The sequence below is a fragment of the Streptomyces griseicoloratus genome, assembly GCF_014534645.1.
GTDB lineage: Bacteria > Actinomycetota > Actinomycetes > Streptomycetales > Streptomycetaceae > Streptomyces > Streptomyces griseicoloratus.
In genome coordinates, this window is sequence record NZ_JACVQF010000220.1 from 108,662 (window position 1) to 122,708 (window position 14,047).

Consider the following 14,047-nt stretch of genomic DNA (forward strand, 5'->3'; position numbering starts at 1 on the left):
GGTGCGTGTTCCTCGTCAGAACCCTCGCAGTACGGCCGCCTTCGTCAGCGCGAACTCCTCGTCCGTGAGCACGCCGCTGCGGTGCAGCTCGCCCAACTCGCGCAGCCGGCGCAGGAGTACGTCGTGATGGTCGGCCTGCGGCGGCACGGTGAGGGCGGGCCGGGGCCCGGCGGCCTGGCCGGACCCGACGGCGGTGCGGGTCGACGGGTGCGGCAGCCGGGCCGTGACCGCCGTGGCGACCAGCGCGGTGAGCAGGTCCCGGCGGGAGCTGCCCCACAGGTCCAGGGCGTACGGGTCCTTCTCCGGCGGCAGCTTGGAGAACGCCGTCTCCTGGGTCACGAAGCGCAGGAAGCCGTCCTCGTGCCCCGAGTTGGGCAGCCACTCGACCTGCACGAGGTCGCTCATGTCGATGATCCGCGGGCCGGTGGCGCGTTTGACCCGGTCGGAGGTGTCGGCCCAGTCGATGCGCACCTGGGTGCCGTCGAAGGAGACCGTGCCGTCGGAGGAACGGACCGAGACCGGCACCGGGGGGCCCGGCAGGAGGTAGGCGCGGGTGGGCTCCTGGGGGATCTGGTCGAGCAGCAGCGCGTGGCGGATCTCCTCGGCCACGTACTCCGCGACCCCCGAGCGGTCGGAGTCCACCGTCAGCCGGTAGGGGTCCGCCGCGTCGGGGAGCCGGCCGCCGGTGGCCTGGAGCAGGGGGTCGGCGCCCTCGCGCAGCCTGAGGCGGAGGCGTCCGCGCTTGCGCTCGGGCTCGAAGACGATGCCCGAGACCGCCTCCAGGGGGACGGAGACCTCACCGTAGGTCTGCCGGAACAGCGGCACCGAGCGGTGCAGACCCGGCGTGATCCTGACCGTGCTGCCGTCGAACGCCCAGGTCCCGTCGCGCTGGATGATCTCGGCCATAAGGGAATTCTCGCAGCCGGGTCAACACGGTGGTCCACTCGTCACCCGCGCTGAGCAGAGGGGACCGGGGGCGACGGGCGTGAACGGGGTGCCGTACGGCACAATTCGCTGTCGTCCCAAGAGAGTTACGGATGTTGTCGCACGGTTCGGGAAGGCGGGCGTCGGGCGTGGCGGTGCAGGAGGCGAGACGCGGTGGCGGCTCGGACGCGGGTGCGTACGGGGGTGCGCGCGGGGGCCTGCGCGACGGCTCGCACGGGGGCGGTTGCGCATGCGGGGACTGTCCGCACGGTGCCCGTGAGGGGCATCGGCGCGCTGTCGCCGAATTCCTGCTGAAGCGGGACGAGTTCGCGGCCGGCCGGGGGCTGCCGGCCGCGGTGGCCCACTCGGACTCGGCCTCCCGGCAGTGGGTCTCGGAGGAACTGGCCCAGTCCGCGGAACTCGTCGCCGAACGCGGCCGCGCCGAGGGCGACGCCTGGCTCGCGGGCCTGTGGCGCCGTACCGCGGGTGCCGTGTGGGCGGCCGTCGTGCTGTTGCTGCTCACGCAGTCGCTCACGGCGGTCGGTGCCGGCTGGACGGCGGCCCGTACCGCGGGTCTGGCGGCGGCGCTGGTCGTCGCCGGGGCGCTGACGGCGGCGTCCTGGTTCCACCGGGCGCGCGGCGGGGCGCTGGCCCCGGTCATCGGCGAGGACAACCGCCTGTCCACGTCCCGGGCCGTGGCGGCGGCCTGGGTGCTGTTCGTCGCGTACGCGGTGCTGGTGCTGGTCGGGCAGTTGGCGGCGGCCTCGGGGCACGGGAAGCGGGACGCGCTGATCTCCGGGCTGGAACTCGCGCGCGGTGCCGGTGTCGTGACCGTGCTGGCCGTGGTGTGCGGGATCGCGGTGCTGGTGCGGCGGGTGGTCGGGCTGCGGGTGCTGGGGCAGCGGCTGCAGAAGGTGCGGGCGGACCGGCCGCGGGCGGCCGATCTGCTGACGGACGACGCGGGGCGGGGGACGTTCGCCGACATCCAGTACGTGGTGATCAGTACGGTCGCGTTGGTGTTCGCGGCGGTGCGGCTGGCGCGGCGGCCGGAGCAGCTGCCGGACCTGCCGTGGGGGCTGGCGGTGGTGGTGCTGGTCTCCGCGGCGACGTACGTGGCCGGGAAGTACGCGGAGGGCGGGCGGCCGGTGATCCTGTCCGTCGTCCGGGCGCGGGAGGCCGGTGACCTGGACGCGCCGATCCGCACCGGGGACGACATCGAGATCCGGGGCGCCGGCTTCGTGCCGCCGGGCGCCCAGCGGGCGGACCGGCTGTCGCGGATGGTCGTGCGCATCGGCGCGGTGCATGTGCATGTGCCGTTGGTGCCGGTGACGGGCGGCTTCCGCAATCCGACGGACACGTTGCTGACGGTGCCGGTGCCGGCGGACGTGGAACCGGGGCGGGTGGAGGTTCAGGTGGTCACGGGGGCCGGGGTCGAGACGAACAGGTACGCGATCGACGTGACGGAGTGATGACGGGGGTCATGACGGGGGGCGCGTCCCACCCCCGGTCCGTAAGCACGTCGGGCGGGAAAGCGATCGCCCGGTTGCTGCAGTCACGGCAAAAGAGCGCTCGTTCGAAAGAATCCCGGCGCACGAGGATTGAGCCCGGGCTCCCCGTCATACGTATGGTCTCTTGAAGGGGTCTCGGCACGGGCGAGAGGCGGCTGGCAATGATGACTCACGGTATGCGGATGGACACGCATACGTCCCATCTCAACGGCGGCCGGGACTGGCGCGACAACGCCGGCAGGTACGCCCTGCTCCCCCTTCGCCTGTTCCTGGGCATCACCTTCATCTATGCGGGTCTGGACAAGCTGACCGACAGCGCGTTCATGAAGGACACGGGCGCCGGCTCCGTCGGGGACATGATGCGCGCCGTCCGCGACTCCTCCGCCGTCCCGGCCCTGGTCGACCTGGCCCTGAAGAATCCGCCCGGCTTCGGATACGCCATCGCCCTCGGCGAAGTGGCCGTCGGCATCGGCACCCTGCTCGGCCTGCTGGCCCGCCTCGCGGCGCTCGGCGGCGCCCTGATCTCGCTCAGCCTGTGGCTGACCGTGAGCTGGGCCTCCGACCCGTACTACTACGGCAACGACCTCGCCTACCTCATGGCCTGGATCCCCCTCGTGCTCGCGGGCGCGCCCCTGCTGTCGCTGGACGCCGCGCTGCGCGCCCGGCGCAGGACGGGCGGGTACCGGTAGGTCAGCCCGGGAGGTCCGCCGACGGGGGTGCCTCGGTGGCGGGGCGGCGCGCCCTGCGGCGCCTGCGGACGCCGCCCGCCACCATCCCGACCACGCCGGCGAGGCAGAGTCCGCCCGAGACGAGGGGTATCAGCGCAAACCAGGGGGTCTCCCAGAGGCCGCCCGCGTCTCCGGCGTAGATGACGCCCGCCAGGATCAGGAAGACCCCGGCCAGCAGGCGTCCGGGCTGGAACTCATGACGCAGCACGGCTCACCTCCGCCTGCCCGACGCCCACCTGGAGGTCGAGGTCGAGGGTGCCGGCGCCCTTGCCGCCCTCGGCGGGGGGCAGGGTCACCTCCTTGTGCTTGCCCGGCGCCACGTCCACGTCCTTCCCGCTGTCTCCGGGCAGCTGGATGTCACCCACGCCCACCTCGATGTCCAGCCGCAGGGTCACGTCCTGCGGCACGATCACCCGTATTCGGCCCATGCCCACGTCGGCCCGGGTGCTCACCGTCTGTCCGCCGGCCAGGTCCAGCCGGGACAGGTCCAGGGTGCCGGTGCCGGCGCCGACCTCGTACTGCTTCTTCACGGCCGCCGCCGTGGTGGGCGTCCACGTGTCGTGGGTCCACCGCGTGCCGATGTCCTTGGGCAGGGCGGCGGAGGCGGCGAGGAGGGCCGCTGTGATCACCGCGAGGAAGACCGAACCGGCTCCCGTGCGTCCCAGGAAGGCGCTGATCGCGATGCCGAGGCCGAAGACGCCGAGCGCGCAGGCCAGGCCGGTCTGCAGGCTGGTGCCCAGTGGCTGCCGGTCCCAGGTCAGGCCCGTGCCGAGGCCGCCCGCGACCAGGGCGAACAGGAACACCCAGCCGCCGATCCAGCGAGGTCCGCGCGGCTTCGGCGGCCGGGGGCGCTGATCACGTGGGTCCGCGCGGTCGCTCCCGCGGGCGATGTCGATGGCCGCCGCGATGTCCCGGTCGTGCGAATCCCCGGGGCCCCACAGGTATCCCGTGCCGCCGACGTGGGTGCCGTCCTTCACGAGGGGGCCACGCCACCAGGAGGGGTAGGTGATGACGACCGGCGGGGCCTGCGCCTCCGGCGGGGCGTCGGCGACCGCCTGGGCGGAGAGGGGGTCCGGGCCGGGGGCACCGCGCTGCCGCGACCAGTAGCCGGCGCCCGCGAGAAGAAGGGAGAGGACGACGGCGAAGGTCAGCACCCCGCCGTTGTTCAGCATGGTCAGGAACACCCCGCAGCCGACCAGGGCGAACAGCACGGCGGCCAGCGCCTGGCCGTCGACCCGGCCGGTCAGCAGCCTGCGCAGCTCGTTCTCCTCCTCCTCGTCGTCGTAGGGGACGAAGAGCCAGGCGAAGCCGTAGAAGATGAGGCCGATGCCGCCGGTCGCGGAAAGCACCGCGAGCGTGATCCGGAAGATCACCGGATCCATGTCGCACTGGCGCCCGAGGCCCGCGCACACTCCGGCGAGCATCTTGTGCCCCCGGTCGCGCCGGAACCTGCGGGTCGGCCCGGCGGAGCCGGCGCCGGGTGCGGCATCCGCGGCGGGTGCGGCATCCTGCGGCCCGGCGCCCCGCGGGGTGCGCGGGCCGGAGCCGGGTCCCGGACCCGTCGCGGCGTGCTCGTGATCTGTCATGGGTCCATGGTGACGGGCGCGGCGCCGTGGTGGCAGACGGGACGACCCTGGTCGGACCCTGAGATCGGCCCTGAGGCGATGCCGGGGGAGCGTTCGAAGGACCCGCCGCCCGAAGATCAGGGGAGTCTCCGGGGCAGACCCTGATGCTCCGCTCCCACGGCCGTGTGACCATCGATGGCATGCCGGAAGCCGCAGCAGCACCCCTCGTCGAACCGCGGCCGCCGCGCAAGCTCTACCGCAGCAGCGACGGACGCTGGCTCGGTGGCGTGGCGCGGGGGCTCGCCGGGCATCTCGGGCTGCCCGTGATCTGGGTGCGGCTCGTCTTCGTCGGCCTGTTCATGGCCGACGGCCTGGGCGCTCTGCTCTACGCGGCGTTCTGGTTCTTCGTGCCGCTCGGAGTCGGCGGCGTCGACGCGCAGAAGCCGCCGTCCCTGGTCACGACCGAGACCTCGCCCGACGGCCGCCGCAGAATCGTCGCCCGCAAACCGGACAAGGGGCAGATAGTCGCCCTGCTCCTCATGGTCGTCGTGGCCATGGTCTTCGTGGGCAACGTCAACCTCGGCGGCGGCGCCAAGGCATACCTGTGGCCGACGGTGCTGGTCGGCGCGGGTGTCGCCCTCGTCTGGCGCCAGGCGGACAACGCCCGCCGGGCCCGCTGGGCCGAGGTGGGACGGCACCGTCGTACGGTCACGCTGCTGCGCACCGTGGCCGGCGTGCTGCTGGTGACCGCCGGTGTCTCCGCCATCTTCGTCCTCCAGGGGTCCGCGGCCCACCTCGGGTCCGTGCTGCAGGCGGCCCTCGCGGTCCTCGTCGGCATAACGCTGCTCGCCGGCCCCTATCTGGTCCGCATGACGCAGGACCTCTCCGAGGAGCGGCTGATGCGCATCCGCGCCCAGGAGCGCGCGGAGGTCGCCGCCCATGTGCACGACTCGGTGCTGCACACCCTGACCCTGATCCAGCGCAACGCGGAGAACGCGGGAGAGGTGCGACGCCTGGCCCGCGCCCAGGAGCGCGACCTGCGCGCCTGGCTCTACAAGCCCGAGGGCAACGGCAAGGACGAGGAGGACGAACCCAGCACCCTGGCCGAGGCCGTACGGCGCAACGCCGCGGAGGTCGAGGACAAGCACGGCGTCCCCATCGAGGTGGTCGTCGTCGGGGACTGCCCGCTCGACGAGAGGACCGGCGCACAGATGCAGGCCGCGCGCGAGGCGATGGTGAACGCCGCCAAGTACGGTGGCGAGGGCGGTGCCGTCCAGGTCTACGCGGAGGTCGAGGGCAGGACGGTCTTCGTGTCCGTCCGCGACCGGGGCCCCGGCTTCGACCCGGACTCGATACCCGCCGACCGCATGGGTGTCAGAGAATCGATCATCGGCCGCATGGAGCGCAACGGCGGCACGGCGCGGCTGCGCGCGGTGCCGGACGGCGGCACGGAGGTCGAGCTGGAGATGGAGAGGGCGGAGAAGACGTCATGAGCGACCCGACCGAGGCGAACGGAACGGCGGGAGCGGGCGAGGCGGCCGAGCCCGCGGAGCAGGCGGGCGGCGCGGGGAGGCGGCACGTGCGCGTGGTCCTCGTCGACGACCACCGGATGTTCCGCACGGGCGTGCAGGCCGAGATCGGCCAGACCGCGCAGACCGGCGTCGAGGTCGTCGGCGAGGCCGCCGACGTCGACCAGGCGGTCACGGTCATCACCGCGACCCGGCCCGAGGTGGTGCTCCTCGACGTGCACCTTCCGGGCGGCGGCGGGGTGGAGGTCCTGCGCCGCTGTGCCCCGCTGATGGCCGACGCCGAGCAGCCCGTGCGCTTCCTCGCGCTGTCCGTCTCGGACGCGGCGGAGGACGTGATCGGCGTGATCCGCGGCGGCGCCAGGGGCTACGTGACCAAGACGATCACCGGTTCCGACCTCGTCGACTCGATCTTCCGCGTCCAGGAGGGCGACGCGGTGTTCTCGCCGCGCCTGGCCGGCTTCGTCCTCGACGCCTTCGCCTCGACCGACGCCCCGCCGGTGGACGAGGACCTCGACCGTCTCACCCAGCGGGAGCGCGAGGTGCTGCGGCTCATCGCCCGCGGCTACGCGTACAAGGAGATCGCCAAGCAGCTGTTCATCTCCGTGAAGACGGTCGAGTCCCACGTCTCGGCGGTGCTGCGCAAGCTCCAGCTGTCCAACCGGCACGAGCTGACCCGCTGGGCGACGGCACGCCGCCTGGTGTGACGGCGCGGCAGGGACGCGGGACGCGGCCGGCCGAGGTCACGGCCTGCGCGCGGCCGGTGCGAACAGGCCCTCGGGGTCGTACGCGGCACGGATGCCTTCGAGCCGCTCCTCGTGCGAGCCGAAGACCGCGCCCCGCAGCTCGCTCGCGTCCTCGCCGAGCCCGGCGAAGTTGACGTACGTCCCGCCGCTCGAGAAGGGCCTCAGCGCGTCCCACGCCGAGCGCGCCCACCCGATCGCGGCCTCGTCCAGAGCGGGGTCCTGCCAGCCCGCGTCGAAGCTCACGTTGTAGCGCGCCGACCGGTGCGCGAACGCGCTGTCGTCGGGGCCGACGCGCGCCACGGCGCCGCCCAGGGTGCGGATGACGGTGAGGCTCTCCGGAGTCGGCCGCCGGGAGTCCCAGTCCAGCACGGTCCTGATGGCCTCGTCACTCAGCTCGTCCATGAAGTGCGACTTCATGAAGTAGCGCTCGCCGTCGGGGAACCGCCAGGTGTTCGCGCTCTGCAGCGTGACGTAGGGCAGGGTTCCGCTCAGGTCGATGAGCGGCGGGCCCAGTTCACGCTGCGGCGCCAGCGCGGCGGAGGCACCATCGTCCGGCGGGCCTCCGTACACGGCGCCGACCATGACGCAGTTCGCTCCGTGCAGTTCCTCGGGGATCACGGGGAGGGCGGGGACGCTCCAGAGCAGGAGTTCCGGCGTGACCGTCTCCGGCGCGGTGCACGTCGCGTCCCGCCAGGCCCGCAGGACGTCCTCGGCGCGCTCGTACGGGTGGAGCACCAGCACCCCGGCCACCTCCGGGCCGAGCGCATGGAGGTCGTACTCGAAGGACGTGACGACCCCGATGCCCCGGCCGCCGCCGCGCGCCGCCCAGAACAGGTCGGGCTCCTCGTCCCGGCTCGCCGTGCGCACCGTGCCGTCCGCGGTGACGATCTCCAGCGAGCGGAGACTGTCGCAGCTCAGACCGAACGTCCGCATCACGAACCCGAAGCCCCCGCCGAGCGTGAGCCCCGCGATCCCGGTCGCCGAGATCTCCCCTCCCGGCGTGGCCAGCCCGTGCAGTTGGGTCTCGCGGTCCAGTTCGCCCCACCTCACGCCCGCCTGGGCGCGGGCCGTACGGGCCGCGGGGTCGACGTGGACGCCCTTCATCCGTGAGAGGTCGATCACCAGCCCGTCGTCGCACACCCCGCTGCCCGCCACCTGGTGCCCGCCGCCGCGGATGCTCACGACCGGCCGGTGCTCGCGTGCGGCCCGCACCGCCTCGACGACGTCCGCGGTACCGGAGCAGCGGGCGATGAGCGCGGGGCGGCGGTCGATCAGCCCGTTCCATACGGCGCGGGCCTCGTCGTAGCCGGGATGCCCGCGGTCGATCACCTCACCCCGGAGTGAGAGGCGGAGCCGATCGGCGATCGCCCGCTCCGCAGTGGCTGTCTCCGCAGTGGCTGTCGATGTGGTCCTCTGCTCGTCCGGCATCGGCACGGCCTCCCCCGGTGCGCGCTGCTGGGGTCGCTCTCTCTTCTTTCACGCTAGGCCGCAGCCGCCGGGCCCGCATGCGGACCCGGCGGCCCGATGACCGAGCCGGTGTCGGAGGCGTACCGGCCGCTCATTAGGCTCCGGCCTCATGGACGTACTCATCAACCTCTTCGTCGGCCTGCACATCGTCGGCATCGCGGCGCTCCTCGGGGGCTTCCTCACGCAGATGAAAACGATGGGACAGGGCGCGGCGCGCTTCACCCCGGCGATGCTGCACGGCGCGCTGACGATGCTGGTCACCGGAGTGATCCTGGTCGGCCTCAACCAGGCCGACGACCAGTCGGTGAACAACATCAAGATCGGCGTGAAGCTGGCCGTGCTGATCGTGATCCTCGGCCTGGTCTACGTGAAGCGGGACGAGGAGAAGGCGGACAAGGGCCTGTTCGGCCTCGTCGGCCTGCTGACCCTGGCGAACATCTTCATCGCCGTGCTGTGGACCTGACGCCCGCGGCCCCGGCGCCCGTGGACCGCAGCGCGGCCCGGGCCGAGGCGACCGCCCCCGCGGCGACCGCCAGCCACGCGGCCACCGCGATCCACAGCAGCACCTGACCGGGCCCTTCCAGCCACGGGACGTCCACGGCGGCGGCGACGGACAGCGTCGCCGCCGCCGTCATGCCGAGCGGGAAGACGGTCGACCAGCGGCGCACGTCATAGCGGGCCCGCGGCCACACGATCTCCGCGACCAGGAGCACGGCGTACCAGACGAGGTCGAGCACGAGCAGCGCGACGGTCACACCGTGCAGGACGTCGTGGTCGTCGTCGTTCCACAGGTACATGCCGGACTCGGCGGCGAGCAGCTTGGACCCCGCGAGCGCCGAGATGGCGAGCGCGCCCCCGGCGACCCAGTGGTCCCCGGCGCCGTGGGCGACCTGCCGGAGATCGAAGCGGAAGAACGCGATGGCATAGAGCCCGAGCCCGAGCCAGAACGGCACCAGGGCCGCATGCGCGAGCCAGGCCGTCGAGGTGGCCGCGGCCAGGGTGGCACCGAGCACGGCGAGCCCCTCCGTGGCCACGCACCCGAGGAACACCGCCCCCGGCATACGGCCTTCCCAGTGCCGTACCACCAGCACGAGCAGCCCCGGCCACAGCACCGCGGCCAGCGCCAGCAGCGCCTCGGCCGGCGGCTGCGTGCCCAGCAGGGAGAAGCGGGTGCCGAGCACGGTCGTCGCGGCCACGGCGGTCAGCGCACCCGGCGTCCCCGCCTGCGCCAGCCACGTCGTGCGCTGGAGCAGCAGCAGCGACACGAAGCTCACCGCCAGTCCCAGCCAGGCGGCGCAGGCCAGGACCAGCGCGATGCGGGACAGGACCTCGTGCCCCGTCAGGTGCAGACCGACCGACACGATGCCGGTCGCCATCACGGCGGCCCCGGCCGCCGGCGGACGCTGCGCCCACCAGGTGCGCAGGGGATGGTGGGTACCGGACGACATGGGCCGATCGTAGGGACCGGCGTGGGTCAGGCCGGTCGCACCACGCTGTGGATCGACGACTCTCCGTCGTAGTAGACCGATTCCTCACGCACGTACGTGCCCGGCTTCGGGGCGTGGATCATCATTCCGTCGCCGATGTAGAGGCCGACGTGGGTGACGTCGTCGTAGAAGAAGACCAGGTCGCCGGGTTGCGCCTGGGAGATCGGGACCGTGGTGCCGGCCGCGACCTGGTCGTATGTGGTGCGCGGCAGCGTGACGCCCGCGGCCTTCCAGGCGGCCTGGGTGAGGCCGGAGCAGTCGTAGGAGTCGGGACCGGTGGCGCCCCAGACGTACGGCTTGCCGATCTGGGCGCGGGCGAAGGCGAGCGCCTTCTCGGCCTTGGTGCTGGAGGAGGAGTCCGCCGAGGAGTCCGCCGAGGAGGAGCCCTCCGACGAGCCGGTGGTGCCGGAGTCCGTTCCCGATCCGGACGTACCCGAGGGGGCCTCGTTCTGCTGCTCCTGGGCCGCCTCCTGCTGCCGCTGCCGCTCCTCGGCCTGCTGCCGGGCGAGCTCCTCGGCCTTGCGGGCGGCCTCCTCCTGCTTCTTCTTCTCGATCGCCGCGAGCCGGGCCTTCTCCTCGGCGGTCAGCGTCGACAGCAGTTCGCGTGCGGTGGCGAGCTTCTTCTGGACGGTGGCCTTGGCCGTCTTCAGGTCGTTCTGCGAGTCGGTGAGCGTCTTGAGGCTCTCGGTGGCCTCCCGGCGCTTCTTCATCGTCTCGGACTGCTGCGTGATGTAGTCGTCGACCGCTTCCTTCTGGCGGCCGGTGAGCCGGCTCATCAGCTGGTTCTGGTCGAAGTAGTCCTGCGGGGAGTCCGCCAGCAGGAAGGTCGCGGTGTCGGGGACCGCGGCGCCCGTGCGGTACTGGGCGGCGGCGAAGGAACCGAGTTCCTCGCGCGCCTCGTTGAGGCTCTGGGTGCGCTGGGCGACGTCGTCGAGGAGGGTGTCGACGCGCTTGCGCTGCTTGGCGGTCTTCTCCTTGGCCGCGTTGTACTTCTCGGTCGCCGACCCGGCCTGGCGGTAGAGGTCGTCGACCTTCCTCTCGACCTCTTCCAGGCTCGGCTTGTCGTCGGCGGGGGCGGCGTTGGCCGACTGCGAGAGCAGGGCCACGGAGGTGAGGGCCGCCGTGGCGAGGGCGGGGGTCCGTATGCCTGCGACGCGCGTACCCGAGGGGCGCGGCTTGCGGTGCGACGCCAAGAGAGGCGACTCCTTCCCTGAACCGCCTACCGGGTTAGCTGTCGGGTTCGGGCAGGGACGGCTCGGAAGGGTTGCCCTACGGCCCGCCCCGAAGGGGATGTGGGCCGATTCACCCCAAGGTCTCGGTGGGTCCCCGGCTCCGGGCGCCGTGCGGACGCGCCGGACTCGGCGGAGGCCGCGCGGCCCGGCGACGTTCGCCGGTGGGGGTCGTGCGGCCCGCCCGCACCGTAGCCAACTCGTGTGGCGCCTGTGAAGGTTGGTGGGTGATATGCCCGATACATTTTCGTGACCTTGGCTTCCGGTTCACGCTGTGTGATGACGCCTGTCGGGACCGTGCCGGCCCGCGATGCGCCGGCCGGGTTTCCGGGACGGCGGCCGGTTGTCGGTGCGGCGCCCTAGACTCGGAGAGCGATGAGCAGCAGCCTCTTTGACGACAGCTTCCTGGCGAGCCTCCAGGTCCCCCGCGGCCACGAGGAGCCCCCGTCACCGCCCGAGGACGATCACGTACCGGAGCCGGTCCCGGACGATCTGTTCGACGGGAAGTTCGACGTGCCCCCGGACCGGGACACGCACTACCGGGACGGCGCCCCGCGCCCGGCGGTCGACTCCGCCGCGCTCCTGGAGGGGCTGAACGACAACCAGCGCGCCGCCGTCGTGCACTCCGGCTCCCCGCTGCTCATCGTGGCCGGTGCCGGCTCCGGCAAGACTCGCGTGCTCACCCACCGCATCGCCTACCTGCTGGCCGAGCGGGGCGTCCACCCCGGCCAGATCCTCGCGATCACCTTCACCAACAAGGCCGCGGGCGAGATGAAGGAGCGCGTCGAGCACCTCGTCGGCCCGCGGGCGAACGCGATGTGGGTGATGACGTTCCACAGCGCCTGCGTCCGCATCCTGCGCCGCGAGTCCAAGAAGCTCGGCTTCACGTCGTCGTTCTCGATCTACGACGCCGCCGACTCCAAGCGTCTGATGGCGCTCGTGTGCCGTGATCTCGACCTGGACCCCAAGCGCTTCCCGCCGAAGTCCTTCAGCGCCAAGATCAGCAACCTGAAGAACGAGCTGATCGACGAGGAGGACTTCGCCGCCCAGGCCGCCGACGGCTTCGAGAAGACCCTCGCCCAGGCCTACGCCCTGTACCAGTCGCGGCTGCGCGAGGCCAACGCCCTCGACTTCGACGACCTGATCATGACGACGGTCAACCTGCTCCGCGCCTTCCCGGACGTCGCCGAGCACTACCGCCGCCGCTTCCGGCACGTCCTGGTCGACGAGTACCAGGACACCAACCACGCCCAGTACGCCCTGGTGCGCGAACTCGTCGGGACCTCCGAGCACCCCGTCGACGTGCCGCCCGAGGCCGAGGTCCCGCCCGCCGAACTGTGCGTCGTGGGCGACGCCGACCAGTCGATCTACGCCTTCCGCGGCGCGACCATCCGCAACATCCTCCAGTTCGAGGAGGACTACCCGGACGCGACGACGATCCTGCTGGAGCAGAACTACCGCTCCACCCAGACGATCCTCAGCGCCGCCAACGCCGTCATCGAGCGCAACGAGTCCCGCCGCCCCAAGAACCTGTGGACCAACCAGGGCGCCGGCTCGCGGATCACCGGGTACGTCGCCGACACCGAGCACGACGAGGCCCAGTTCGTCGCCGACGAGATAGACCGCCTCACCGACGCGGGCGAGGCGAAGGCCGGCGACGTCGCCGTCTTCTACCGCACCAACGCCCAGTCCCGTGTCTTCGAAGAGGTCTTCATCCGCACCGGCCTGCCCTACAAGGTCGTCGGCGGCGTCCGCTTCTACGAGCGCAAGGAGGTCCGGGACGTCCTGGCCTACCTGCGGGTGCTGGCCAACCCCGAGGACTCGGTGCCGCTGCGCCGCATCCTCAACGTCCCCAAGCGGGGCATCGGCGACCGTGCCGAGGCCATGATCGACGCCCTCGCCCAGCGCGAGAAGATCAGCTTCCCGCAGGCGCTCAAGCGCGTGGACGAGGCGTACGGCATGGCCGCGCGCTCCGCGAACGCCGTCAAGCGGTTCAACACGCTCATGGAGGACCTCCGGACGATCGCCGAGTCCGGCGCAGGACCGGCGACCGTGCTGGAGGCCATCCTCGAACGCACCGGCTACCTCGCCGAGTTGCAGGCGTCCACCGACCCGCAGGACGAGACCCGCATCGAGAACCTCCAGGAACTCGCGGCCGTCGCCCTGGAGTTCGAGCAGGAGCGCGCCGACGGCGAGGAGGCCGGAACCCTGGCCGACTTCCTGGAGAAGGTCGCGCTGGTCGCGGACTCCGACCAGATCCCCGACGAGGAGGACGGCGACGGGGTCGTCACGCTGATGACCCTGCACACCGCCAAGGGACTGGAGTTCCCGGTCGTCTTCCTCACCGGCATGGAGGACGGCGTCTTCCCGCACATGCGCGCCCTCGGCCAGGCCAAGGAACTGGAGGAGGAGCGGCGCCTTGCGTACGTCGGCATCACACGCGCGCGTGAGCGGCTGTACCTGACCCGGTCGACGATGCGCAGCGCCTGGGGGCAGCCCTCGTACAACCCGCCCTCGCGTTTCCTGGAGGAGATCCCGGCGCCCCACGTGGAGTGGAAGCGGACCGGGGCGAGCGCGCCCTCGTCCTCCGGTTCGGTCTCGGGCGTGGCGGCCTCGCTGTCGTCGTCCCGCTCCCGCTCGTCGGCGTCGGGCGCGTCCGGGTTCGCCACGCGCCGGGCCGGCGAGAAGCCGACGGTCTCGCTGGCGGTGGGCGACCGGGTCACGCACGACCAGTTCGGGCTCGGCACCGTGGTCGCGGTGAAGGGCACGGGGGCGAACGCCGAGGCGACGATCGACTTCGGCGACACCAAGCCGAAGCGTCTGCTGCTGCGGTACGCCCCGGTGGAGAAGCTCTGAGCGCGGCGGGC

General features: G+C 72.3%; 12 protein-coding genes and 1 riboswitch. Of the genes, 6 read left to right on the forward strand and 6 right to left on the reverse strand.

The genetic code is table 11. The annotated features are described in order from the left end of the window. Positions 1–15: 15 nt before the first annotated feature. A complete protein-coding gene (locus H0H10_RS28695) occupies positions 16–906 on the reverse strand; it encodes a DUF4429 domain-containing protein (RefSeq protein ID WP_188184031.1) in 891 nt (296 codons plus the stop codon). A gap of 167 nt (positions 907–1,073) precedes the next feature. On the opposite strand from H0H10_RS28695, the gene H0H10_RS28700 reads away from it, so the two are divergent. Together H0H10_RS28700 and H0H10_RS28705 are read left to right on the forward strand one after the other, a co-directional pair. Continuing rightward, entirely contained in the window at positions 1,074–2,393 is a 1,320-nt protein-coding gene (locus H0H10_RS28700) for a hypothetical protein (RefSeq protein ID WP_188184032.1), read from the forward strand. A gap of 203 nt (positions 2,394–2,596) precedes the next feature. Continuing rightward, positions 2,597–3,121 carry a DoxX family membrane protein gene (locus H0H10_RS28705; protein ID WP_188184155.1) on the forward strand — a complete coding sequence of 175 codons (525 nt, stop codon included), beginning with the start codon at positions 2,597–2,599 and terminating at the stop codon, positions 3,119–3,121. Position 3,122: 1 nt separating this feature from the next. Here the strand turns inward: H0H10_RS28705 and H0H10_RS28710 are convergent, their stop codons facing one another. Further along, positions 3,123–3,368, reverse strand: coding sequence for a hypothetical protein (locus tag H0H10_RS28710; RefSeq protein WP_188184033.1), 246 nt, complete (start codon positions 3,366–3,368; stop codon positions 3,123–3,125). Next, positions 3,355–4,746, reverse strand: coding sequence for a PspC domain-containing protein (locus H0H10_RS28715; RefSeq protein WP_188184034.1), 1,392 nt, complete (start codon positions 4,744–4,746; stop codon positions 3,355–3,357). Before H0H10_RS28715 ends, H0H10_RS28710 begins: the two co-directional genes overlap by 14 nt. A 179-nt stretch (positions 4,747–4,925) precedes the next feature. Between H0H10_RS28715 and H0H10_RS28720 the strand changes: the two genes are divergently transcribed. Both H0H10_RS28720 and H0H10_RS28725 read left to right on the forward strand, forming a co-directional pair. Continuing rightward, positions 4,926–6,218, forward strand: coding sequence for an ATP-binding protein (locus H0H10_RS28720; RefSeq protein WP_188184035.1), 1,293 nt, complete (start codon positions 4,926–4,928; stop codon positions 6,216–6,218). Then, positions 6,215–6,958, forward strand: coding sequence for a LuxR C-terminal-related transcriptional regulator (locus H0H10_RS28725; protein ID WP_188184036.1), 744 nt, complete (start codon positions 6,215–6,217; stop codon positions 6,956–6,958). Before H0H10_RS28720 ends, H0H10_RS28725 begins: the two co-directional genes overlap by 4 nt. Positions 6,959–6,994: 36 nt before the next feature. Here H0H10_RS28725 and H0H10_RS28730 read toward each other — a convergent pair whose 3' ends face one another. Further along, entirely contained in the window at positions 6,995–8,326 is a 1,332-nt protein-coding gene (locus tag H0H10_RS28730; RefSeq protein WP_309141919.1) for an FAD-binding oxidoreductase, read from the reverse strand. 247 nt (positions 8,327–8,573) lie between these two features. On the opposite strand from H0H10_RS28730, the gene H0H10_RS28735 reads away from it, so the two are divergent. Next, the gene (locus tag H0H10_RS28735; protein WP_188184038.1) at positions 8,574–8,927 is read left to right on the forward strand and encodes a hypothetical protein; all 354 of its coding nucleotides are present in this window, start codon (positions 8,574–8,576) and stop codon (positions 8,925–8,927) included. Here H0H10_RS28735 and H0H10_RS28740 read toward each other — a convergent pair. Continuing rightward, positions 8,905–9,912, reverse strand: a complete 1,008-nt coding sequence (locus tag H0H10_RS28740; protein WP_188184039.1) for a tellurite resistance/C4-dicarboxylate transporter family protein — start codon at positions 9,910–9,912, stop codon at positions 8,905–8,907. The two genes, H0H10_RS28735 and H0H10_RS28740, sit on opposite strands and share 23 nt — an antisense overlap. Before the next feature lie 26 nt (positions 9,913–9,938). Beyond that, positions 9,939–11,144, reverse strand: a complete 1,206-nt coding sequence (locus tag H0H10_RS28745) for a C40 family peptidase (RefSeq protein ID WP_188184040.1) — start codon at positions 11,142–11,144, stop codon at positions 9,939–9,941. 8 nt (positions 11,145–11,152) lie between these two features. Beyond that, a riboswitch (cyclic di-AMP (ydaO/yuaA leader) is annotated at positions 11,153–11,325 on the reverse strand. A 230-nt stretch (positions 11,326–11,555) separates the two neighbouring features. Here H0H10_RS28745 and pcrA point away from each other — a divergent pair. Further along, positions 11,556–14,036: a DNA helicase PcrA gene (gene pcrA, locus H0H10_RS28750; RefSeq protein WP_188184041.1), complete on the forward strand. Its 2,481-nt coding sequence runs from the start codon at positions 11,556–11,558 to the stop codon at positions 14,034–14,036. Positions 14,037–14,047 lie beyond the last annotated feature (11 nt).

Coding starts and splice junctions, on each gene's coding strand:
- H0H10_RS28695 (WP_188184031.1), bottom strand. CDS start 906: ATGGCCGAGATCATCCAGCGCGACGGGACCTGGGCGTTCGACGGCAGC.
- H0H10_RS28705 (WP_188184155.1), top strand. CDS start 2,597: ATGACTCACGGTATGCGGATGGACACGCATACGTCCCATCTCAACGGC.
- H0H10_RS28715 (WP_188184034.1), bottom strand. CDS start 4,746: ATGACAGATCACGAGCACGCCGCGACGGGTCCGGGACCCGGCTCCGGC.
- H0H10_RS28720 (WP_188184035.1), top strand. CDS start 4,926: ATGCCGGAAGCCGCAGCAGCACCCCTCGTCGAACCGCGGCCGCCGCGC.
- H0H10_RS28725 (WP_188184036.1), top strand. CDS start 6,215: ATGAGCGACCCGACCGAGGCGAACGGAACGGCGGGAGCGGGCGAGGCG.
- H0H10_RS28735 (WP_188184038.1), top strand. CDS start 8,574: ATGGACGTACTCATCAACCTCTTCGTCGGCCTGCACATCGTCGGCATC.
- H0H10_RS28740 (WP_188184039.1), bottom strand. CDS start 9,912: ATGTCGTCCGGTACCCACCATCCCCTGCGCACCTGGTGGGCGCAGCGT.
- pcrA (WP_188184041.1), top strand. CDS start 11,556: ATGAGCAGCAGCCTCTTTGACGACAGCTTCCTGGCGAGCCTCCAGGTC.